General features: G+C 61.6%; 19 protein-coding genes and 5 tRNA genes. 20 read left to right on the top strand and 4 right to left on the bottom strand.

Features of this window, described 5'->3' with window-relative positions; translation table 11 throughout:
• Positions 1-45: 45 nt before the first annotated feature.
• The 4 genes from rpoH to ftsY form a co-directional block, all read right to left on the bottom strand.
• Positions 46-909 carry an RNA polymerase sigma factor RpoH gene (rpoH, locus tag WNM05_RS21310; RefSeq protein ID WP_434630771.1) on the bottom strand — a complete coding sequence of 288 codons (864 nt, stop codon included), beginning with the start codon at positions 907-909 and terminating at the stop codon, positions 46-48.
• A gap of 128 nt (positions 910-1037) precedes the next feature.
• Positions 1038-1946, bottom strand: a complete 909-nt coding sequence (ftsX, locus tag WNM05_RS21305; RefSeq protein WP_434630768.1) for a permease-like cell division protein FtsX — start codon at positions 1944-1946, stop codon at positions 1038-1040.
• On the bottom strand, positions 1943-2596 hold the full coding sequence (gene ftsE, locus WNM05_RS21300; RefSeq protein WP_434630765.1) for a cell division ATP-binding protein FtsE: 654 nt from the start codon (positions 2594-2596) through the stop codon (positions 1943-1945). Before ftsE ends, ftsX begins: the two co-directional genes overlap by 4 nt.
• A gap of 62 nt (positions 2597-2658) precedes the next feature.
• Complete coding sequence (ftsY, locus tag WNM05_RS21295; RefSeq protein WP_434630762.1) at positions 2659-3801, bottom strand: signal recognition particle-docking protein FtsY; 1143 nt, start codon at positions 3799-3801, stop codon at positions 2659-2661.
• A 235-nt stretch (positions 3802-4036) separates the two neighbouring features.
• Between ftsY and rsmD the strand changes: the two genes are divergently transcribed.
• The 20 genes from rsmD to tuf (WNM05_RS21195) all read left to right on the top strand — a co-directional run bounded on the left by rsmD (position 4037) and on the right by tuf (WNM05_RS21195) (position 23225).
• On the top strand, positions 4037-4591 hold the full coding sequence (rsmD, locus tag WNM05_RS21290; protein WP_434630759.1) for a 16S rRNA (guanine(966)-N(2))-methyltransferase RsmD: 555 nt from the start codon (positions 4037-4039) through the stop codon (positions 4589-4591).
• A 101-nt stretch (positions 4592-4692) separates the two neighbouring features.
• Positions 4693-4944: a YfhL family 4Fe-4S dicluster ferredoxin gene (locus tag WNM05_RS21285; RefSeq protein WP_434630756.1), complete on the top strand. Its 252-nt coding sequence runs from the start codon at positions 4693-4695 to the stop codon at positions 4942-4944.
• Positions 4945-5083: 139 nt separating this feature from the next.
• A tRNA-Tyr gene (locus tag WNM05_RS21280) sits at positions 5084-5168 on the top strand.
• Positions 5169-5220: 52 nt separating this feature from the next.
• A tRNA-Gly gene (locus tag WNM05_RS21275) sits at positions 5221-5294 on the top strand.
• A 25-nt stretch (positions 5295-5319) separates the two neighbouring features.
• A tRNA-Thr gene (locus WNM05_RS21270) sits at positions 5320-5394 on the top strand.
• Positions 5395-5434: 40 nt separating this feature from the next.
• Complete coding sequence (gene tuf / locus WNM05_RS21265; RefSeq protein WP_434630733.1) at positions 5435-6625, top strand: elongation factor Tu; 1191 nt, start codon at positions 5435-5437, stop codon at positions 6623-6625.
• A gap of 7 nt (positions 6626-6632) precedes the next feature.
• A tRNA-Trp gene (locus WNM05_RS21260) sits at positions 6633-6708 on the top strand.
• Positions 6709-6774: 66 nt separating this feature from the next.
• Entirely contained in the window at positions 6775-7131 is a 357-nt protein-coding gene (secE, locus tag WNM05_RS21255; protein WP_434630754.1) for a preprotein translocase subunit SecE, read from the top strand.
• Positions 7131-7664, top strand: a complete 534-nt coding sequence (gene nusG / locus WNM05_RS21250; RefSeq protein WP_011137745.1) for a transcription termination/antitermination protein NusG — start codon at positions 7131-7133, stop codon at positions 7662-7664. Before secE ends, nusG begins: the two co-directional genes overlap by 1 nt.
• Positions 7665-7764: 100 nt before the next feature.
• A complete protein-coding gene (gene rplK, locus WNM05_RS21245) occupies positions 7765-8196 on the top strand; it encodes a 50S ribosomal protein L11 (RefSeq protein WP_101709806.1) in 432 nt (143 codons plus the stop codon).
• 1 nt (position 8197) lies between these two features.
• Positions 8198-8893 carry a 50S ribosomal protein L1 gene (rplA, locus tag WNM05_RS21240; RefSeq protein WP_434630749.1) on the top strand — a complete coding sequence of 232 codons (696 nt, stop codon included), beginning with the start codon at positions 8198-8200 and terminating at the stop codon, positions 8891-8893.
• 179 nt (positions 8894-9072) lie between these two features.
• Positions 9073-9147, top strand: a tRNA-Thr gene (locus tag WNM05_RS21235).
• A gap of 86 nt (positions 9148-9233) precedes the next feature.
• A complete protein-coding gene (gene rplJ / locus WNM05_RS21230; protein ID WP_434630746.1) occupies positions 9234-9731 on the top strand; it encodes a 50S ribosomal protein L10 in 498 nt (165 codons plus the stop codon).
• 36 nt (positions 9732-9767) lie between these two features.
• Positions 9768-10139, top strand: a complete 372-nt coding sequence (gene rplL, locus WNM05_RS21225) for a 50S ribosomal protein L7/L12 (RefSeq protein WP_021479137.1) — start codon at positions 9768-9770, stop codon at positions 10137-10139.
• Positions 10140-10293: 154 nt separating this feature from the next.
• Entirely contained in the window at positions 10294-14466 is a 4173-nt protein-coding gene (gene rpoB, locus WNM05_RS21220; protein ID WP_434630742.1) for a DNA-directed RNA polymerase subunit beta, read from the top strand.
• A gap of 56 nt (positions 14467-14522) precedes the next feature.
• On the top strand, positions 14523-18713 hold the full coding sequence (gene rpoC, locus WNM05_RS21215) for a DNA-directed RNA polymerase subunit beta' (protein ID WP_434630739.1): 4191 nt from the start codon (positions 14523-14525) through the stop codon (positions 18711-18713).
• A 165-nt stretch (positions 18714-18878) separates the two neighbouring features.
• Positions 18879-19250 carry a 30S ribosomal protein S12 gene (rpsL, locus tag WNM05_RS21210; RefSeq protein WP_011137738.1) on the top strand — a complete coding sequence of 124 codons (372 nt, stop codon included), beginning with the start codon at positions 18879-18881 and terminating at the stop codon, positions 19248-19250.
• Positions 19251-19361: 111 nt separating this feature from the next.
• Positions 19362-19832, top strand: coding sequence for a 30S ribosomal protein S7 (gene rpsG / locus WNM05_RS21205; RefSeq protein ID WP_011137737.1), 471 nt, complete (start codon positions 19362-19364; stop codon positions 19830-19832).
• Between the two features lie 27 nt (positions 19833-19859).
• The gene (gene fusA / locus WNM05_RS21200) at positions 19860-21956 is read left to right on the top strand and encodes an elongation factor G (protein WP_434630736.1); all 2097 of its coding nucleotides are present in this window, start codon (positions 19860-19862) and stop codon (positions 21954-21956) included.
• Positions 21957-22034: 78 nt separating this feature from the next.
• A complete protein-coding gene (gene tuf / locus WNM05_RS21195; protein ID WP_434630733.1) occupies positions 22035-23225 on the top strand; it encodes an elongation factor Tu in 1191 nt (396 codons plus the stop codon).
• Positions 23226-23228: the final 3 nt, after the last annotated feature.

Raw genomic sequence — 23228 nt, 5'->3', positions numbered from 1 at the left:
AAGCCGCTCGAATCATCGAGCGGCTTTTTCTTGCGGCGGGCGGGATCAGTTGTCCAGCACCACGCCCTCGCTGAGCGCGGCCTTCATCTTGGACAGCGCCTTGGCCTCGATCTGGCGGATGCGCTCGGCCGACACGCCGAATTCGGCGGCCAGCTCGTGCAGCGTCGCGCCGCTGTCGTCGGCCAGCCAGCGGGCCTCGACGATGCGGCGGCTGCGGTCGTCCAGCGCCGACAACGCGTATTCCAGGCCTTCCGACTGCAGGCGGTCGAAGGCGCGGCGTTCCAGCGCGCGCGTCGGCTCGCTGTGGCTGTCGGCCAGCCAGTCTATCGGCGCGTAGCTGTCCTCGTCGTCGCTGTCTGCGAGCAGGGACAGGTCCTGGCCGTTCATGCGGATCTCCATCTCGCGGACTTCCTCGGGCTTGACGCCCAGGTCTTCGGCGATGGATTTGGCCTCCTGCTCGGACAGCGCGGAAAAACCGCTCTTCATGCTGCGCAGATTGAAGAACAGTTTTCGTTGCGGCTTGGTGGTGGCGATGCGCACCAGTCGCCAGTTGCGCAGGATGAATTCGTGGATCTCGGCCTTGATCCAGTGGATGGCGAACGAAAACAGACGCACGCCGCGGCCCGGCTCGAAGCGTTTGACCGCCTTCATCAGACCGATATTGCCTTCCTGGATCAGATCCGCCTGCTGCAGGCCGTAACCGGCGTAGCCGCGAGAGACCGACACCACCACGCGCAGATGCGACAGCACCATCTGCCGGGCCGCTTCCAGATCGTTTTCCTGCTGGAAACGGGTCGCGAGTTCGGTTTCCTGTTCCGGCGACAGCATCGGGACGCTGTTGACCGCCTGGATGTACTGCTCCAGGCTGCCGCTAGTGGACGGGACCGGAAGAGCAAATGTTGTGTTCATTGCGATGGCTACCTCCTTGGGTAGTGCTATGTTAGCACTCGAGTATGGAGAGTGCTAGCAAGGAAAGGTTCCCCGGTCAATGATATTTCACAATCGACGCGATAGCGGAAACCTTTCATGCGGCATATTCATTGCGGCTCAGCCTTGCGCAGATGATGGTCGGCCGCCAGGCGCGCGCCCAGTATCGCCAGAACCGCGGCGATGGCGATCAGCGCGGCCAGCTCCTGCGGATCGAGCACGCGCAGCTCCACCCGCTCGCCGTACAGCATCGCGAATTCGCGTATCGCCGGATTGGCCGAAGCGGCCAGCCAGCAGGACAGGCCCCAGGCCAGCAGCGCGGCGAACACGCCCTGCCACATCGCGTGGTACAGGAAGGGGCGGCGGATGAAGCTGTCGGTGGCGCCTATCAGCTTGGACACGGCGATCTCGTCCTGGCGGGCCAGGATCTGCATCCGGATCGCGTTGTGGGTGACCAGCACCAGCGCCAGGCCCAGCGCGGCGGCCAGGAACCAGGTCAGCTTCCTGCCCATCTCCACCATGCCGTACAGGCGTTTCGCCCAATGGGCGTCGAACTGCGCCGTCTCCACCATGGGCAGGCCGGACAGTTCTTTCTGCAGCATCTCCAGCTCGCGAGGCTCCAGCGATTTCGGCGTCACCACGAAGGCGTCCGGCAGCGGATTGCCGTCGAGGCCGTCGGACAGGCCGGACAAGCCGTTGCGCTTTTCCAGATCCTGCAGCGCCTGGCCCTTGCTGACGAAGGTGAAGCTCTTCAGCTTGGGATGATGGGACAGCGTGCTGTTGACGGCGGCGATGTCCGCCTGCTCGGCGGTCAGCTCCATGAACAGCGTGATCTGGGGCGTCGCGGTCAGGCGGCCCACCCAGTCCTGCACGCTGCTGACCGTCAGGTACAGCGACAGCGGCAGGGCCAGCGCCAGCGCCAGCATCAGCAAGGTCAGCAGGCTGCCGAACGGTTGGCGCAGAATCTTGATCAGCGCCTGCTTGGCGCTTTGCCAGTTCAGATAGAGAAAGTGTTTCATGCGGCGAACTGTCCTTCCCTCAGGCGGATGATGCGGCGACCGTAATCTTCCATCAGCGTTTCGTCGTGCGCGGAAATCAGCACGGTGACGCCGACCTGATGGAAGGACTTGAACAATTCCATGATGTCCAGCGCGTAGGCGCGGTCCAGATTGGCCGACGGCTCGTCGGCCAGCAGGATGCTGGGGCGGTGCACGACGGCGCGGGCGATGCACAGCCGCTGCTGCTCGCCGCCGGACAGACGTATCGGCATGCTCTTTTCCTTGCCGAGCAGGCCCACCTTGTCCAGCGCGGCGCGGACCCGCTTGGCGGCGTCGCGGCGGTCGAAGCCTATGATGTCCAGCGGCAGCATCACATTGTCGAACACGCTGCGGTCGAACAGGATCTTGTGGTCCTGGAACACCATGCCCAGATGCTGGCGCACGTAGGGCACCTGGCTGGCGCGCAGCTTCGACAGGTTCTGGCCGTTGACCAGCACGCTGCCGCTGGTGGCGCGCTCGATGCCGGCAATCAGTTTCAGCAGCGTCGACTTGCCGGCGCCGGAGTGGCCGGCGAGAAAGACCATCTCGCCGGTTTCTATCGTGAAGGACAGGTTCTTCAGGGCTTCGTTGCCGCCGGGATAGCGCTTGGTGACCTGGTCGAACTGTATCATGTGGTGATTTCCCGCTGTTTGGGCTGAGAAGGACGGCCGCGTCCGGCGGCCGCCGACGGCGATTATTCGAACAGCGCGTCGATGTAGTCGCGGCTGTCGAACGGTCTCAGGTCGTCTATGCTTTCGCCCACGCCGATGAAGCGCAGCGGGATGGGCCGTTGCTTGGCGATGGCGGCGATGACGCCGCCCTTGGCGGTGCCGTCCAGCTTGGTCAGGATCAGGCCGGTCAGTCCCAGCGCGTCGTCGAAGGCCTTGACCTGGCTGACCGTGTTCTGGCCGATATTGGCGTCCAGCACCAGCACCACCTCGTGCGGCGCGTCCGGCAGCGCCTTCTGGATCACCCGCTTCACCTTCTTGATTTCCTCCATCAGGTGCAACTGGGTCGGCAGCCGGCCGGCGGTGTCGGCCAGCACGATGTCGATGCCGCGGGCGACGGCGGCCTGGATCGCGTCATAGCAGACGGCTGCGGAATCGCCGCCCTGCTGGGCGATCACGGTGACGTTGTTGCGCTCGCCCCAGGCGATCAGCTGCTCGCGCGCGGCGGCGCGGAAGGTGTCGCCGGCGGCCAGCAGCACGCTCTTGCCCTGGCTCTGGTAGTACTTGGCCAGCTTGCCGATCGACGTGGTCTTGCCGGCGCCGTTGACGCCGGTCATCATGATCACGAACGGCTTTCTGCCTTCGACGTTCAACGGCACTTCGAGCGGGCCGATCAGCTGCTGCAGCGAATCCTTCAGCGCGCCCTTCAGCTCGGACGAATCCTTCAGGCCCTTCAGCGACACGCGCTCGCGCACATCCTTCAGCAGGTGGGAGGTGGCGTCGATGCCGATGTCGGCGGTCAGCAGCACCGTCTCCAGTTCCTCGTACAGGTCCTCGTCTATCTTGCCGCCGCCGAACAGGCCGGCCAGTTGCTTGCCCAGCTTGTCGCGGGTCTTGGCCAGGCCGGCCTTCAGCCTGTCGGTCCAGCTCATTTTCTTCAGCGACGTGGGCTCGGCCGGGGCCGGGGCGGATTCCGCCGGCGCGGCGGCGGGCGCTTCGTACGGGGCGGGCGCGTCGGCGGGCGCCGCCGCGGCGTCCTCGCGGCCCGGCAGAGCGGGCGCCTGGGCGGCCTCGGGCGTCTCGTGGCGGGTCTCCGGCGCGGCCGGCGCCGGGGTTTCGATCTGCGGCGTCGCCGCCGGCGGGGTCTTTTTCTTGAAGAAGCTAAACATGCGTCAATGGGCCAGAAAAGCGGTAAATGGCTAAATTGTATCCTCAAACGCCGCCAAGTAGAGAATCGGCTGGCGTTCCGGCCATGGGACTGCGCGGCGGGAGTGGAAACATATATAAGGAATAGATGCGGAATTTCATCCCGCATGCGACAGATTCTCCGTCCGGCGCGCGCGATTGAGGCGTTAAAGTCCTGATCAGGTTAAACTCTTGCGCTTGTTTGAAGAGACGAGAGTCATGAGTCAGTCACGTAACAAGGTCAGAATCATCGGCGGCGACTATCGGCGCCGCCTGCTGCCGTTCCCCGACGCCGACGGCCTGCGTCCGACGCCGGACCGCGTCCGCGAGACGCTGTTCAACTGGCTGGGCCAGGATCTGTACGGCAAGAACTGTCTGGACCTGTTCGCCGGCAGCGGCGCGCTGGGCTTCGAGGCGGCGTCGCGTTCGGCGCGCCGGGTGGTGATGGTGGAAAAATCGCGCAAGGCCTACGAGTCTTTGCAGGCGAACCGCCAGCTGCTGCAGGCCGCTGCGCTGGAGGTCCAGGCCGGCGACGCGCTGCTGTATCTGAAGAACAGCCGCGAGCGCTTCGATGTGATCTTCGTCGATCCCCCCTACGATTCCGATCTGCTGGAGCAGGCGCTGCCATTGCTGGCGGAGCGGCTCAGCGACGACGGCGTCGCCTACGTGGAGGCGCGGCAGTGGCCCGAGGCGCTGCCTGACGGCCTGGTCGAGCATAGGCGCGACAAGGCCGGCATCGTGCAATACGGCCTGCTGCGGCGTCAGCCGGCATAGCGCCGGATTCGAGCGACACATATAGATATAAGCAATGCGAACTTGCGAGCCGGAATCGCGGGTGACAGAATTCATGTTGTGGAATACCTGAGGAATTTACTATGTCTTTGATGATTACCGACGAATGCATCAACTGCGACGTCTGTGAGCCGGAGTGCCCGAACAACGCGATCTCGCAGGGCGAAGAGATCTACCAGATCGACCCGAATCTATGCACCCAGTGCGTCGGTCACTACGACGAACCGCAGTGCCAGCAGGTCTGTCCGGTCGATTGCATCCCGCTGGACCCCTCCCATCAGGAGACCCAGGAGGAGCTGCACCAGAAGTATCTGAAGATTTCCGGACAGGGCTGATATCCGCAAGTCCCTGATCGAAAAGGAAACGCCCCGCCGCTTGCGGGGCGTTTTTTATTTCGGAGCAAAAAAGTTCTATTTTTTTTGCGAAAGGTGTTGACGGAGGAGGGGGCTGTCTATAATATTCGGGTCTCTTTCAGGAGGGATTCCCGAGCGGTCAAAGGGATCAGACTGTAAATCTGACGGCTCTGCCTTCGAAGGTTCGAATCCTTCTCCCTCCACCAGAATTAGATGAAGCGCTTGGCTGTGAAGTCGGCTTCTCGTTGTTGAGGCCAGGCGGGTGTAGCTCAATGGTAGAGCAGAAGCCTTCCAAGCTTACGACGAGGGTTCGATTCCCTTCACCCGCTCCAAGTGTTTGATGTAGCCTGTTTAAGGGCCCATGTAGCTCAGGGGTAGAGCACTCCCTTGGTAAGGGAGAGGTCGGCAGTTCAATTCTGCCCATGGGCACCACCACTATTTATTTGCTTGTTTCGTATTCAGGAAATTTGCCATGGCTAAGGAAAAGTTCGAGCGGACCAAACCGCACGTAAACGTCGGCACCATCGGTCACGTGGACCATGGTAAAACCACTCTGACCGCTGCTATCACCACCATTCTGTCGAAGAAGTTCGGTGGCGAAGCCAAGGACTACTCCCAGATCGACAGCGCGCCGGAAGAAAAGGCCCGCGGTATCACCATCAATACCGCGCACGTTGAATACGAAACCGAATCCCGCCACTACGCTCACGTAGACTGCCCGGGCCACGCCGACTATGTGAAGAACATGATCACCGGCGCGGCTCAGATGGACGGCGCGATCCTGGTGTGCTCGGCCGCTGACGGTCCGATGCCGCAAACCCGCGAACACATCCTGCTGTCCCGTCAGGTTGGCGTTCCGTACATCATCGTCTACCTGAACAAGGCTGACCTGGTTGACGACGCCGAGCTGCTGGAACTGGTGGAAATGGAAGTGCGCGATCTGCTGTCTTCCTACGACTTCCCGGGCGACGACACCCCGATCGTGACCGGCTCCGCTCGTCTGGCGCTGGAAGGCGACCAGTCCGAAATGGGTGAACCGTCGATCTTCCGCCTGGCCGACGCGCTGGACAGCTACATCCCGACGCCGGAACGCGCCATCGACAAGCCGTTCCTGCTGCCGATCGAAGACGTGTTCTCGATCTCGGGCCGTGGCACCGTGGTGACCGGTCGCGTTGAGCGCGGCATCGTGAAGGTCGGCGAAGAGCTGGAAATCGTGGGCCTGAAGGCTACCGTGAAGACCACCTGCACCGGCGTGGAAATGTTCCGCAAGCTGCTGGACCAAGGTCAAGCCGGCGACAACGTTGGCGTGCTGCTGCGCGGCACCAAGCGTGAAGACGTGGAGCGTGGCCAGGTTCTGTCGAAGCCGGGTTCGATCACCCCGCACACCGACTTCGCTGCATCCGTATACGTTCTGTCCAAGGACGAAGGTGGCCGTCACACCCCGTTCTTCGCGAACTACCGTCCGCAGTTCTACTTCCGTACGACCGACGTGACCGGCGCGATCACGCTGGCCGAAGGCGTGGAAATGGTAATGCCGGGCGACAACGTTGAAATCACCGTTGCCCTGATCGCTCCGATCGCGATGGAAGAAGGTCTGCGCTTCGCTATCCGCGAAGGCGGCCGTACCGTCGGCGCCGGCGTCGTCGCCAAGATCATCAAGTAAGGTTTAAAGGCCAGTAGCTCAATTGGTAGAGTATCGGTCTCCAAAACCGAGGGTTGGGGGTTCGAGACCCTCCTGGCCTGCCAATTAAGACCAGCCGGCGCTCTGCGCCGGTTGGTCTTTTGTCGCATATATGCGAGAGAAGATTCGACATGGAAATGCAAGATAAGATCAAGTTGGTATTGGCTGGTCTTGTGGTGGTGGCCGGCATCGTCGGCTTCTATCTGATCCCGGATGGGCAGGGCCTGTTGCGCGCGCTGGCTTTCGTTGTTTCCATCGCGCTGGCTGCCGGCGTGGTGTGGACCTCGGCGCCGGGCAAGGGTCTGGTGGCTTACGCCAACGAGTCCATCGTCGAGGCTCGCAAGGTGGTTTGGCCGACGCGCAAGGAAGCGACCCAGGTGACGCTGATGGTATTCGTATTCGTCACCGTGCTGGCGCTCTTCATGTGGCTGGTGGATTCCAGCCTGTCCTGGCTGTTTTACGATGTGATTCTCGGTCGAGGTAGATAATGGCAAAGCGCTGGTATGTGGTACACGCTTACTCCGGTTTTGAGAAAAGCGTGCAAAAAGCGCTGCGTGAACGTATCGAGCGTTCCGACATCGCAGATCAATTTGGTCAGATCCTGGTGCCGGTGGAAGAGGTTGTGGACGTCAAGAACGGCCGCAAGTCGATCACCGAGCGCAAATTCTTCCCCGGCTACGTGCTGGTGGAGATGGAGATGACCGACGATACCTGGCACCTGGTCAAGAGCACGCCCAAGGTGACCGGTTTCGTCGGCGGCACCGCCAATCGCCCGGCGCCGATTTCCAAGAAGGAAGTCGAGGCCATCATGCAGCAGATGCAGGAGGGTGTGGAAAAGCCGAAGCCGAAGGTGCTGTTCGAGGTGGGCGAAAAAGTCCGCGTCATCGACGGCCCGTTCAACGATTTCAACGGCAGCGTCGACGAAGTGAACTACGAGCGCAACAAGCTGCGCGTCTCGGTTCAGATCTTCGGTCGCGACACGCCGGTCGAACTGGAATTCAGTCAGGTCGAAAAGCTGTAAGATTTCGCTTGGCAACTTTGTGGAAAGCGTGTAACATTCTGCGCTTTCGTCCGGGAAGCGAACGGCTGTTCGCGCTATACCCATTTTAGGAGTTTTAATCGTGGCAAAGAAAATTGTCGGCTATATCAAGCTGCAAGTGCCCGCTGGCAAAGCCAACCCGTCGCCTCCGATCGGTCCGGCACTGGGTCAGCGCGGTCTGAACATCATGGAATTCTGCAAGGCCTTCAATGCCCAAACCCAGGGCATGGAGCCGGGCATGCCGATTCCGGTTGTGATCACCGCCTACGCGGACAAGTCCTTCACCTTCACGATGAAGACTCCGCCGGCTACGTTCCTGCTGAAGAAGGCCGCCGGCATCAAGTCCGGCTCCGCCAAGGCGCACGTGGACAAGGTTGGTAAGGTAACCCGCGCTCAGCTGGAAGAAATCGCCAAGACCAAGCAGGCGGACCTGACCGCTGCCGATCTGGACGCCGCTGTTCGCATCATCGCCGGTTCCGCCCGTTCGATGGGCCTGGAAGTGGAGGGCGTGTAATATGGCTAAGATCTCCAAGCGCCTGCAAACTCTGAAGGCCACCGTTGACCGCAACAAGCTGTACGCCGTCGACGAAGCCATCGCCCTGGTCAAGGCCGCCGCCACCGCCAAGTTCGACGAGTCGATCGACATCGCCGTGAACCTGGGCGTGGATCCGCGTAAATCCGACCAAGTGGTCCGTGGTTCCGTGGTTCTGCCGCGCGGTACCGGCAAGTCCGTACGCGTTGCCGTATTCGCTCAAGGCGCCAACGCCGAAGCCGCCAAGGCCGCCGGTGCTGAAGTCGTCGGTTTCGACGACCTGGCCGAGCAAGTGAAGGCCGGCAATCTGGACTTCGACGTCGTGATCGCTTCCCCGGATGCGATGCGCGTTGTCGGTCAGCTGGGTCAGATCCTGGGCCCGCGTGGCCTGATGCCGAACCCGAAGGTTGGCACGGTTACCCCGAACGTCGCCGAGGCCGTGAAGAACGCCAAGGCCGGTCAGGTTCAATACCGTACCGACAAGGCCGGTATCATTCACGCCACCATCGGCCGCGCTTCCTTCGAAGCCGAAGCCCTGCGTGAAAACCTCTCCGCTCTGGTCGATGCCCTGGTGAAAGCCAAGCCGGCAGCTTCCAAGGGCGTGTATCTGAAGAAGATCGCCGTCTCCAGCACCATGGGCGTCGGCGCTCGCGTAGATACCGCTACCGTCAACGCCTAAGCGTTGCCGGAGCATGGCAGGGCGGTGAAAGCCGCCCCGTCAAAGGCTTTGGGCCGGCAGGTTCGCCTGCCGGATTGTCAAAGACCGTAGGTGCCGAAAGGCTTAATCGCAGGTCGGCTGGTATGGCGATCCGCATCCTACGCAGATGGTGTACCCGAAACAGGCTTCTTAAGTACATCGCTCATGTAGCTCAGGGGTAGAGCACTCCCTTGGTAAGGGAGAGGTCGGCGGTTCAATTCCGCCCATGAGCACCAGTTCTTTTTGATGTCTCCTGATACAGGTCGCCGCTGCAAAGCGAGACGAAAATCCTTTCGTCTCATTTCAGTCTAGGAGGTAGACCTTGAGTCTCAATATCGAAGATAAAAAGGCGGTAGTCGCTGAAGTATCTGCCAAGCTGGCAGAAGCTCAGACCCTCGTTATCGCTGAATATCGGGGCATCGAGGTTAGCAGCATGACCAAACTCCGCGCTCAGGCGCGCGAGAACGGCGTCTACCTGCGCGTTCTGAAGAACACGCTGGTGCGTCGCGCTGTGGAAGGCACTCCGTTTGCCGGCCTGGCTGACCAAATGGTCGGTCCGCTGGTTTACGGCATTTCCGCCGACCCGGTAGCTGCTGCCAAGGTGCTGCATCAATTTGCCAAGGCTGACGACAAGATCGTCGTGAAGGCAGGTTCCTACGAAGGCAAGGTACTGTCCGCTGCTCAGGTTGCTGAGCTGGCGTCCATCCCGAGCCGCGAAGAACTGCTGTCCAAGCTTCTGTACGTTATGCAGGCTCCGGTCGCTGGCTTCGCCCGCGCACTGGCCGCCCTGTCCGACAAGAAGCAAGCCGAAGCCGCTTAACTTATTTGATTCTTATAGAATTCAGGAGATTTTCACATGGCAATCACCAAAGAAGACATCCTCGAGGCCGTTGCTGGTCTGACCGTGATGGAACTGAACGACCTGGTTAAGGCGTTCGAAGAGAAGTTCGGCGTTTCCGCCGCTGCTGTAGCTGTTGCTGGCCCGGCCGGCGCCGGCGCTGCCGCTGCTGAAGAAAAGACCGAGTTCGACGTTGTCCTGTCCGCCGCTGGCGACAACAAGGTTGGCGTGATCAAGGTTGTTCGCGCGATCACCGGCCTGGGCCTGAAGGAAGCCAAGGACATGGTCGACGGCGCTCCGAAGAACGTGAAGGAAGGCGTGTCCAAGGCTGAAGCCGAAGACATCCTGAAGCAACTGACCGAAGCCGGTGCCAAGGCTGAAATCAAATAATCTTCTTTGAAAAAAGAAGGTGAGGCTGGCGGAGAAATCCGCCAGCCTTATTGCGCTTGTAGTTGGCGGAAACGAAGAAGGTAAAAGCCAGCAATATACTTGGCGTGGCTGCTGACTTTTGGTTTCTTGCGCCACCCACCTCGATGGAGACTCTATGAGTTATTCGTTTACTGAGAAGAAACGTATTCGTAAGAGCTTTGCGAAACGTGCCAGTGTTCTCGACGTCCCATTCCTGTTGGCGACCCAGATTGATTCCTACACCGAATTTCTCCAGCTGGGTACGCCGCTGGATGAGCGCAAGGATGTGGGTCTTCAGGCTGCGTTCAAGTCGATCTTCCCGATCATCAGCCATAACGGCTATGCTCGCCTCGACTTTGCCCATTACATCCTGGGCGAGCCTCCGTTCGACGTGCAGGAATGTCAGCTGCGCGGCATCACGTTCGCCGCGCCGCTGCGCGCGCGCATCCGTCTGACGATCTTCGACAAGGAGTCGTCCAAGCCGGTCGTGAAGGAAGTGCGCGAGAACGAGGTGTACATGGGCGAGATTCCGCTGATGACCACCAACGGCTCCTTCATCATCAACGGTACCGAGCGCGTCATCGTCTCCCAGCTGCACCGTTCCCCGGGCGTGTTCTTCGAACACGACCGCGGCAAGACGCACTCGTCCGGCAAGCTGCTGTTCTCCGCCCGCGTGATTCCTTACCGCGGCTCCTGGCTGGACTTCGAGTTCGATCCGAAGGACCTGCTGTACTTCCGTATCGACCGTCGCCGCAAGATGCCGGTGACCATCCTGCTGAAGGCCCTGGGCTACAGCAACGAAGAGATCCTGTCCGAGTTCTACAGCTTCGACACCTTCTACCTGACCAAGGGCGGCGTGTTCATGCGCGTCGTGCCGGAGCGTCTGAAGGGCGAAGTCGCCAAGTTCGACATCGTGGCCGCCGACGGCAAGCTGATCGTCGCCAAGGACAAGCGGATCACCGCCAAGCACATCCGCGACATCCAGACCGCCGAGCTGGACCGCATCGAAGTGCCGGCCGACGCGCTGCTGGGCAAGATGCTGGCGCACAACGTGGTCAACCAGAACACCGGTGAGGTGATCTCGCGCGCCAACGACGAAGTGACCGAGGAAGTGCTGGCCAAGCTGGCGCTGGCCGAGATCGACCAGGTCGACGTGCTGTTCACCAACGATCTGGACCAGGGCGCCTACATCTCGCAGACGCTGCGCACCGACGACATCCTGGATCAGACCCAGGCTCGCGTCGCGATCTACCGCATGATGCGTCCGGGCGAACCGCCGACCGAAGACGCGGTGGAAGCGCTGTTCCAGCGCCTGTTCTTCAGCGAAGAGACCTACGACCTGTCGCGCGTGGGCCGGATGAAGTTCAGCTCCCGCACCTATCAGTACAAGTTCGACGACAAGACTCCCGAGTGGTTCAAGTCGCTGATCGGCGACAAGTTCGCGCCGCGCCGCGACGTGATGGACGGCACGCTGTCGACCGAGGACATCGTCTCGGTCATCGCCATCCTGACCGAGCTGCGCAACGGCCGCGGCGAAGTGGACGACATCGATCACCTGGGCAACCGTCGCGTGCGTTCGGTCGGCGAGCTGGCGGAAAACCAGTTCCGCGCCGGTCTGGTGCGCGTCGAGCGCGCGGTCAAGGAACGCCTGAATCAGGCCGAGTCCGACAACCTGATGCCGCACGATCTGATCAATGCCAAGCCGGTGTCGGCCGCGATCAAGGAATTCTTCGGTTCCTCGCAGCTGTCCCAGTTCATGGACCAGACCAACCCGCTGTCGGAAATCACCCACAAGCGCCGCGTATCGGCTCTTGGCCCGGGCGGTCTGACCCGCGAGCGCGCCGGCTTCGAAGTGCGCGACGTGCACCCGACCCACTACGGCCGCGTGTGCCCGATCGAAACGCCTGAAGGTCCGAACATCGGTCTGATCAATTCGCTGTCCGTCTTCGCGCGCACCAACGAGTTCGGCTTCCTGGAAACCCCGTACCGCAAAGTCGTGGACGGCAAGGTGACCAACGAGATCGACTACCTGTCCGCGATCGAGGAAGGCCGCTACGTCATCGCCCAGGCCAACGCCGAGCTGAGCGACGAAGGCGCGCTGATCGACGAGCTGGTGACCTGCCGCGAGAAGGGCGAAACCATTCTGGCGACGCCGGACCGCGTGCAGTACATGGACGTGGCTACCGGCCAGGTGGTGTCCGTGGCCGCCTCGCTGATTCCGTTCCTGGAGCATGACGACGCGAACCGCGCGCTGATGGGCGCCAACATGCAACGTCAGGCCGTGCCTTGCCTGCGTCCGGAAAAAGCCTTCGTCGGCACCGGCATCGAGCGCTCCGTCGCCGTCGACTCCGGCACCACCGTGGTCGCCCGTCGCGGCGGCGTGGTCGACTATGTCGACGCCGGCCGCGTGGTGGTCCGCGTCAACGATGAGGAAGCGACCGCCGGCGAAGTGGGCGTGGACATCTACAACCTGACCAAGTTCACCCGTTCCAACCAGAACACCAACATCAACCAGCGTCCGATCGTGAAAGTGGGCGACCACATCGCGCGCGGCGACGTGGTGGCCGACGGCGCCTCCACCGACCTGGGCGAATTGGCGCTGGGTCAGAACATGACCATCGCGTTCATGCCGTGGAACGGTTACAACTACGAAGACTCGATCCTGATCTCGGAGAAGCTGGTCGCCGAAGACCGCTACACCTCGATCCATATCGAAGAGCTGTCCGTGGTCGCCCGCGACACCAAGCTGGGACCGGAGGAAATCACCCGCGACATCCCGAACCTGTCCGAGCGCATGGCCGGCCGTCTGGATGAATCCGGCATCGTATACATCGGTGCGGAGGTTGAGGCGGGAGACGTGCTGGTGGGCAAGGTGACGCCTAAGGGCGAAACCCAGCTGACGCCGGAAGAGAAGCTGCTGCGCGCGATCTTCGGCGAGAAGGCTTCCGACGTGAAGGATACCTCGCTGCGCGTGCCGACCGGCACCGTCGGCACCGTCATCGACGTGCAGGTGTTCACTCGCGAAGGCATCGAGCGCGACAAGCGCGCCCAGTCCATCATCGACTCCGAGCTGAAGCGTTATCGCCTGGACCTGAACGACCAGCTGCGCATTTTCGACAACGACGCCTTCAGCCGTATCGAGCGTCTGATCGTCGGCAAGGCCGCCAACGGCGGTCCGAAGCGTCTGGCCAAGGGCACCGTGATCGATCAGGAATACCTGAGCGGTCTGCCGACCAAGCACGACTGGTTCGACATCCGCATGGCCGATGAGGACATCGCCAAGCAGCTGGAGCTGATCAAGGAAAGCCTGGCGCAGAAGCGCGAAGAATTCGACCTGAAGTTCGAAGACAAGAAGCGCAAGCTGACCCAGGGCGACGAGCTGCCGCCGGGCGTGCAGAAGATGGTCAAGGTCTACCTGGCCGTCAAGCGCCGCCTGCAGGCCGGCGACAAGATGGCCGGCCGTCACGGTAACAAGGGCGTGGTTTCCCGCATCCTGCCGATCGAAGACATGCCGTACATGGGCGACGGCCGTCCGGTCGACATCGTGCTGAACCCGCTGGGCGTACCGTCGCGTATGAACATCGGCCAGATCCTGGAAGTGCACCTGGGCTGGGCCGCCAAGGGCATAGGCGAGCGCGTCAACCGCATGATCCGCGAGCAGTCCACCGCCGAGATCCGCGCCTACCTGGAGCGTATCTACAACGAAACCGGCAAGCCGGAGGAAATCGCCGCGCTGTCCGACGCCGACGTGCTGCAACTGGCTCAGAACCTGAGCAAGGGCATGACCTTCGCGACGCCGGTGTTCGACGGCGCCAAGGAGGCCGAGATCAAGCACATGCTGGATCTGGCCTACCCGGACGGCGACGAGCTGACGGAAAAGATGGGCTTCAACGAGTCCAAGACCCAGATGACCCTGTTCGACGGCCGCTCCGGCGAAGCCTTCGACCGCAAGGTCACCGTGGGTGTGATGCACTACCTGAAGCTGCACCACCTGGTCGACGACAAGATGCACGCCCGCTCCACCGGTCCGTACTCGCTGGTGACCCAGCAGCCGCTGGGTGGTAAAGCCCAGTTCGGCGGCCAGCGTTTCGGTGAGATGGAAGTGTGGGCGCTGGAAGCCTACGGTGCCGCCTATACGCTGCAGGAAATGCTGACGGTGAAGTCGGACGATGTGACCGGTCGTACCAAGGTCTACGAGAACATCGTCAAGGGCGAGCACAAGATCGACGCCGGCATGCCGGAATCCTTCAACGTATTGGTGAAGGAAATCCGCTCGCTGGGCCTCGACATGGATCTGGAACGTTATTGATTGGGTAATACGGCGCGGCGGAACGCCGCCGCGCCTGTCCCCTGACTGGAGACGCAATGAAAGCTTTGCTCGATCTCTTTAAGCAAGTTACGCAAGAAGAAGAGTTTGATGCGATCAAGATCGGCATCGCCTCGCCTGACAAGATCCGTTCCTGGTCTTATGGCGAAGTGAAGAAGCCGGAAACCATCAACTACCGTACCTTCAAGCCGGAGCGCGACGGCCTGTTCTGCGCCCGCATCTTCGGCCCGGTGAAGGACTACGAGTGCTTGTGCGGCAAGTACAAGCGCCTGAAGCATCGTGGCGTGATCTGCGAGAAGTGCGGCGTCGAAGTGACGCTGTCCAAGGTGCGCCGCGAGCGCATGGGCCACATCGAGCTGGCCAGCCCGACCGCGCACATCTGGTTCCTGAAGTCGCTGCCGTCGCGTCTGGGCATGGTGCTGGACATGACGCTGCGCGACATCGAGCGCGTGCTGTACTTCGAAGCGTTCGTCGTGACCGATCCGGGCATGACCCCGATGCAGTATCGCCAGCTCTTGACCGAAGAGGACTTCCTGGACAAGGAAGACCAGTACGGCGAAGAGTTCGTCGCGATGATGGGCGCCGAGGCCGTCAAGGAGCTGCTGAAGAAGCTGGACCTGGACGCCGAGATCGAAGGCCTGCGCCGCGAGCTGGAGTCGACCAATTCCGACACCAAGATCAAGAAGATCGCCAAGCGCCTGAAGGTGCTGGAGGCGTTCCAGCGTTCCGGCATGAAGCCGGAATGGATGATCCTGGACGTGCTGCCGGTGCTGCCGCCGGAGCTGCGTCCGCTGGTGCCGCTGGACGGCGGCCGCTTCGCGACCTCCGACCTGAACGACCTGTACCGCCGCGTCATCAACCGTAACAACCGTCTGAAGCGCCTGCTGGAGCTGCGCGCGCCGGACATCATCGTGCGCAACGAGAAGCGCATGCTGCAGGAATCGGTTGACTCGCTGCTGGACAACGGCCGTCGCGGCAAGGCGATGACCGGCGCCAACAAGCGTCCGCTGAAGTCGCTGGCCGACATGATCAAGGGCAAGGGCGGCCGCTTCCGTCAGAACCTGCTGGGCAAGCGCGTCGACTACTCCGGCCGTTCGGTGATCACCGTGGGCCCGACCCTGCGTCTGCATCAGTGCGGCCTGCCGAAGAAGATGGCGCTGGAACTGTTCAAGCCGTTCATCTTCCACAAGCTGGAAGTGATGGGCCTGGCGTCCACCATCAAGGCGGCCAAGAAGCTGGTCGAGCAGGAAGTGCCGGAAGTCTGGGACATCCTGGAAGACGTGATCCGTGAGCATCCGGTGCTGCTGAACCGCGCGCCGACGCTGCACCGTCTGGGCATCCAGGCGTTCGAGCCGGTGCTGATCGAAGGCAAGGCCATCCAGCTGCACCCGCTGGTCTGCGCGGCGTTCAACGCCGACTTCGACGGCGACCAGATGGCCGTCCACGTCCCGCTGTCGCTGGAAGCGCAGATGGAAGCCCGCACGCTGATGCTGGCCACCAACAACGTGCTGTCCCCGGCCAACGGCGAGCCTATCATCGTTCCGTCGCAGGATATCGTGCTGGGTCTGTACTACATGACCCGCGACAAGGTGAACGGCAAGGGCGAAGGCATGGTGTTCGCCGACACCAAGGAAGTGCATCGCGCCTACGAAACCCGTCAGGTCGAACTGGCCACCCGCATCACCGTCCGCCTGAAGGAATGGGAAAAGGACGAGCAGGGCGAGTTCCAGCCGGTGATCAAGCGTTACGACACCACCGTCGGCCGCGCGATTCTGTCCGATATCCTTCCGAAGGGCCTGCCGTTCGAGCACATCAACAAGGCGCTGAAGAAGAAGGAAATCTCCAAGCTGATCAACGTGTCGTTCCGCCGCTGCGGCATCCGCGACACCGTGATCTTCGCCGACCAGCTGATGTACACCGGTTTCGCCTACTCGACCCGCGGCGGCATCTCCATCTGCGTCGACGACATGCAGATCCCGGCCAAGAAGGTCGAGCTGCTGGGCGAGGCGAACAAGGAAGTCAAGGAGATCGAGGAACAGTATCGTCAAGGTCTGGTGACCCAGGGCGAACGCTACAACAAGGTAGTGGACATCTGGGGCCGCACCGGCGACAAGATCGCCAAGGCGATGATGGACGAGCTGTCCAAGCAGAAGGTGCTGGACCGCGAAGGCAAGGAAGTCGATCAGGAATCCTTCAACTCCATTTACATGATGGCCGACTCGGGCGCGCGGGGTTCCGCAGCCCAGATCAAGCAGCTGGCCGGCATGCGGGGTCTGATGGCCAAGCCGGACGGCTCGATTATCGAGACGCCGATTACCGCCAACTTCCGCGAAGGCCTGACGGTACTGCAGTACTTCATCTCGACTCACGGCGCCCGTAAGGGTCTGGCGGATACCGCCTTGAAGACCGCGAACTCCGGTTACCTGACCCGTCGCCTGGTCGACGTGACCCAGGATCTGGTGGTGGTCGAGGACGATTGCGGCACCAGCAACGGCTTCACGATGAAGGCGGTGCTGCAGGGCGGCGACGTCATCGAAGCGCTGCGCGACCGCATCCTGGGCCGCGTGACCGCGATCGACGTGGTGGATCCGTCCACCGGCGAAACCGTGATCGAGGCCGGCACGCTGCTGGACGAGCATCTGGTCGACCAGGTCGACAACCTCGGCATCGACGAGGTCAAGGTCCGTACCGCGATCACTTGCGACACCCGTTACGGCCTGTGCGCGAAGTGCTACGGTCGCGACCTGGCGCGCGGCAAGCGCGTCAACGCCGGCGAGGCGATCGGCGTGATCGCCGCCCAGTCCATCGGCGAACCGGGCACCCAGCTGACGATGCGTACCTTCCACATCGGTGGCGCGGCGTCGCGAAACGCCGCCGCCAGCCAGGTGGAAGGCAAGTCCAACGGCACCGTGCGCTTCTCCAGCCAGATGCGCTACGTGGCCAACACCAAGGGCGAGCTGATCGTCATCACCCGCTCCGGCGAAGTGGTGATCCACGACGACATGGGCCGTGAGCGCGAGCGTCACAAGGTGCCGTACGGCGCGACCCTGATGGTGACCGACGGTCTGCAGATCAAGGCGGGCGCGGTACTGGCCACCTGGGATCCGCACACCCGTCCGATCATCACCGAGTACGCCGGCCGCGTGAAGTTCGAGAACGTGGAAGAGGGCAACACCGTAGCGAAGCAGACCGACGAAGTGACCGGCCTGTCGACGCTGGTGGTCATCGATCCGAAGCGCCGCGCCGGTTCGCAGTCCAAGATGCTGCGTCCGCTGGTGAAGCTGCTCGACGACAACGGCAACGAAGTGAAGCTGGCCGGTTCCGACGCGTCGGTATCGATCACCTTCCAGGTCGGCGCCATCATCACCGTGCGCGACGGCCAGGACGTGGGCAAGGGCGAAGTGCTGGCCCGCATCCCGCAGGAATCGTCGAAGACCCGCGACATTACCGGTGGTCTGCCGCGCGTGGCCGAGCTGTTCGAAGCCCGTTCGCCGAAGGATGCCGGCATGCTGGCCGAGGTGACCGGTACCGTATCGTTCGGCAAGGACACCAAGGGCAAGCAGCGCCTGATCATCACCGATCTGGAAGGCAACGGCTACGAGAACCTGATTCCGAAGGACAAGCACGTGCTGGTCCACGACGGTCAGGTGGTGAACCGCGGCGAATCCATCGTCGACGGTCCGGTCGATCCGCACGACATCCTGCGTCTGCAGGGCATCGAGGCGCTGGCCCGCTACATCGTTCAAGAGGTGCAGGAGGTGTACCGTCTGCAGGGCGTGAAGATCAACGACAAGCACATCGAGGTGATCATCCGCCAGATGCTGCGTCGTGTCGTGATCTCCGACAGCGGCGATACCGAATTCATCCAGGGCGAGCAGGTGGAACGCGCCGACGTGTTGGAAATGAACGACAAGATGATGGCCGAGGACAAGGAGCCGGCGCAGTACGAAAACGTGCTGCTGGGCATCACCAAGGCCTCGCTGTCGACCGACTCGTTCATCTCCGCGGCTTCCTTCCAGGAAACCACGCGCGTGCTGACCGAAGCGGCGATCATGGGCAAGCGCGACGATCTGCGCGGTCTGAAGGAAAACGTGATCGTCGGCCGTCTGATCCCGGCCGGTACCGGTCTCGCCTACCATCGCACCCGCCGTCGCCAGAACCTGGGTCTGGACGCTGCCGAATCGCAGCTGTTCGATCCGGCCCCGGCCGCGCTGGAAAGCGACGAATAAGCAGGGCCTAGCGGCCATCTGTTGAAAAAACGCTGCTCCATCAACGGTTAACGTTGGCGGGGCGGCGTTTTTTATTTGACGCTTGGGCGTTGACTAAAATATAATCCTCCGTCCTTTCTGGAGGCGTGTTGCTTCCGGGAAGCTTCAACTAGGAACTGATAGTAAATGCCAACCATTAACCAACTCGTTCGCAAGGGCCGCGTCGCCATCACGGCGAAGAGCAAGGTGCCTGCGCTGGAAGCCTGCCCGCAGAAGCGTGGCGTGTGCACCCGTGTTTACACCACCACTCCGAAGAAGCCGAACTCGGCTCTGCGTAAAGTGTGCAAGGTTCGTCTGACCAACGGTTTCGAAGTCATTTCGTACATCGGCGGTGAAGGCCACAACCTGCAGGAACACTCGGTCGTGCTGATCCGCGGCGGTCGTGTGAAGGACTTGCCGGGTGTGCGTTACCACACCGTGCGCGGTTCCCTGGATACCGCAGGCGTTAAAGACCGTAAGCAAGCTCGCTCCAAGTACGGCGCCAAGCGTCCCAAGTAATCGGGATGTTTTGAAGGCGGCCTGATAACACTCAGGGTCGTCTAGTAAGTGACTGCTCCATTGGGTAGTCATGAGCGAATAGAGCTCAACTGAATATTTTAAGGAAGTGACATGCCACGTCGCAGAGAAGTCCCCAAGCGTGAAATTCTGCCGGATCCGAAGTTCGGTTCCCAAGATCTGTCCAAGTTCATGAACGTTGTCATGATCGACGGCAAGAAGTCCGTTGCAGAGCGCATCATCTATGGTGCCCTGGAACAGATCGAAAAGAAAACCGGTAAGAACGCTATCGAAGTGTTCAACACCGCACTGTCCAACGCCAAGCCGGTGGTGGAAGTGAAGAGCCGCCGTGTAGGCGGTGCAAACTATCAAGTTCCTGTTGAAGTCCGCCCGTCCCGTCGTATGGCCCTGGCCATGCGCTGGCTGCGCGATGCCGCTCGCAAGCGCGGCGAAAAGTCCATGGATCTGCGCCTGGCTGGTGAGCTGATCGACGCGGCCGAAGGTCGTGGCGGCGCTATGAAGAAGCGTGACGAAGTGCACCGCATGGCAGAAGCCAACAAGGCCTTCTCGCACTTCCGTTTCTAAGCTTTACCAATTATTAAGGTGTAAGCCGTGGCAAGGAAAACCCCCATTGAGCGTTACCGTAACATCGGTATCTCCGCTCACATCGACGCCGGTAAGACGACGACTACCGAGCGCATTCTGTTTTACACCGGTGTAAACCACAAAATCGGTGAAGTGCATGATGGCGCCGCCACCATGGACTGGATGGAGCAGGAACAGGAGCGTGGCATCACGATCACCTCCGCTGCGACCACTACCTTCTGGAAAGGTATGGCCATGCAGTTCCCGGAGCACCGCTTCAACATCATCGACACCCCGGGTCACGTGGACTTTACCATCGAGGTAGAGCGTTCCATGCGTGTTCTGGACGGCGCCGTGATGGTGTACTGCGCCGTGGGCGGCGTGCAGCCGCAGTCTGAGACCGTATGGCGTCAGGCTAACAAGTACAAGGTTCCGCGTATCGCGTTCGTGAACAAGATGGACCGTCAAGGCGCCAACTTCTTCCGCGCCGTGGAACAGGTGAAGACCCGCCTGCGCGGCAATCCGGTGCCCATCGTGGTGCCGATCGGCGCCGAAGACGGTTTCACCGGCGTTGTCGATCTGCTGAAGATGAAGGCCATCATTTGGGACGAAGCCTCTCAGGGCATGAAGTTCGAATATGGCGACATCCCGGCCGACCTGGTTTCCGTGGCCGAAGAATGGCGCGAGAAGATGGTCGAAGCCGCTGCCGAAGTCAGCGACGAGATGATGGACAAGTACCTGGGCGGCGAAACGCTGTCCGAGGAAGAAATCATCGCCGGCCTGCGCGAGCGTACCCTGAAGTGCGAAATCCAGCCGATGCTGTGCGGTTCCGCGTTCAAGAACAAGGGTGTTCAGCGCATGCTGGACGCCGTGATCGAACTGCTGCCGTCGCCGACCGAAGTGCCGGCGATCAAGGGCGAAACCGACGGCGTTGAAGCCGAGCGTCACGCTTCCGACGACGAGCCGTTCTCGGCTCTGGCGTTCAAGCTGATGAACGACCCGTACGTGGGCCAGCTGACCTTCTTCCGCGTCTACTCCGGCGTGGTGAAGTCCGGCGACACCGTGCTGAACTCGGTCAAGGGCAAGAAGGAACGTATCGGCCGTATCGTGCAGATGCACGCCAACGACCGTAAGGAAATCGACGAAGTGCGCGCCGGCGACATCGCCGCCGCCATCGGCCTGAAGGAAGTCACCACCGGTGAAACCCTGTGCGCCGTTGACGCGGAAATCATCCTGGAGCGCATGGAGTTCCCGGATCCGGTGATCCACGTTGCCGTCGAGCCGAAGACCAAGGCCGACCAGGAGAAGATGGGCGTTGCCCTGAACCGCCTGGCCAAGGAAGACCCGTCGTTCCGCGTGCGTACCGACGAAGAATCCGGCCAGACCATCATCTCCGGCATGGGCGAGCTGCACCTGGAAATCCTGGTTGACCGCATGAAGCGCGAATTCGGCGTTGAAGCCAACGTCGGCGCGCCGCAAGTGGCCTACCGCGAAACCATCACCAAGACCGTTACCGACGTCGAAGGCAAGCACGTCAAACAGTCCGGTGGTAAGGGTCAGTACGGCCACGCCGTGATCACGCTGGAACCGTCCGGCGAAGGCAACGGCTACAAGTTCTTCGACGAGATCAAGGGCGGCGTGATTCCGCGCGAATTCATCCCGTCGGTGGATAAGGGTATCCAGAACACCCTGGGCAACGGCATCCTGGCCGGCTTCCCGGTGGTGGACGTGACCGTGCGCCTGACCTTCGGTTCCTACCACGACGTCGACTCCTCGCAGATCGCGTTCGAACTGGCAGGTTCGCTGGCATTCAAGGAAGCCATGCGCCGCGCCGGTCCGTGCATCCTCGAGCCGATGATGGCCGTGGAAGTGGAAACGCCGGAAGAGTACATGGGCGATGTGATGGGCGACCTGAACCGTCGCCGCGGCATGGTCCAAGGTATGGACGACGACGGCCTGGGTGGCAAGAAGATCAAGGCCGAAGTACCGCTGGCCGAGATGTTCGGTTACTCGACCGACCTGCGTTCGGCTACTCAGGGTCGTGCGACCTACTCGATGGAGTTCAAGCACTACTCCGAGGCTCCGAAGCACGTCGCCGAAGCCGTAATGGCCGCCAAGAAGTAATGCGCGCTGGGCTGGCCGGTCTCTTCAACGAGTCCGGCCGCCCCGATCTAATGTTCTTTAATTAAGGATTTTTGCAAAATGGCAAAAGAAAAGTTTGAGCGGACCAAACCGCACGTAAACGTAGGCACCATCGGTCACGTGGACCACGGTAAGACCACCCTGACCGCCGCTATCACCACCATTCTGTCGAAGAAGTTCGGTGGCGAAGCCAAGGACTACTCCCAGATCGACAGCGCGCCGGAAGAAAAGGCCCGCGGTATCACCATCAATACCGCGCACGTTGAATACGAAACCGAATCCCGCCACTACGCTCACGTAGACTGCCCGGGTCACGCCGACTATGTGAAGAACATGATCACCGGCGCGGCTCAGATGGACGGCGCGATCCTGGTGTGCTCGGCCGCTGACGGTCCGATGCCGCAAACCCGCGAACACATCCTGCTGTCCCGTCAGGTTGGCGTTCCGTACATCATCGTCTACCTGAACAAGGCTGACCTGGTTGACGACGCCGAGCTGCTGGAACTGGTGGAAATGGAAGTGCGCGATCTGCTGTCTTCCTACGACTTCCCGGGCGACGACACCCCGATCGTGACCGGCTCCGCTCGTCTGGCGCTGGAAGGCGACCAGTCCGAAATGGGCGAACCGTCGATCTTCCGTCTGGCCGACGCGCTGGACAGCTACATCCCGACGCCGGAACGCGCCATCGACAAGCCGTTCCTGCTGCCGATCGAAGACGTGTTCTCGATCTCGGGCCGTGGCACCGTGGTGACCGGTCGCGTTGAGCGCGGCATCGTGAAGGTCGGCGAAGAGCTGGAAATCGTGGGCCTGAAGGCTACCGTGAAGACCACCTGCACCGGCGTGGAAATGTTCCGCAAGCTGCTGGACCAAGGTCAAGCCGGCGACAACGTTGGCGTGCTGCTGCGCGGCACCAAGCGTGAAGACGTGGAGCGTGGCCAGGTTCTGTCGAAGCCGGGTTCGATCACCCCGCACACCGACTTCGCTGCATCCGTATACGTTCTGTCCAAGGACGAAGGTGGCCGTCACACCCCGTTCTTCGCGAACTACCGTCCGCAGTTCTACTTCCGTACGACCGACGTGACCGGCGCGATCACGCTGGCCGAAGGCGTGGAAATGGTAATGCCGGGCGACAACGTTGAAATCACCGTTGCCCTGATCGCTCCGATCGCGATGGAAGAAGGTCTGCGCTTCGCTATCCGCGAAGGCGGCCGTACCGTCGGCGCCGGCGTCGTTGCCAAGATCATCAAGTAACGG

The organism is Chromobacterium sp. CV08, from assembly GCF_051129845.1.
Taxonomy (GTDB): domain Bacteria; phylum Pseudomonadota; class Gammaproteobacteria; order Burkholderiales; family Chromobacteriaceae; genus Chromobacterium.
This window is presented reverse-complemented; position numbering and strand designations above follow the sequence as displayed.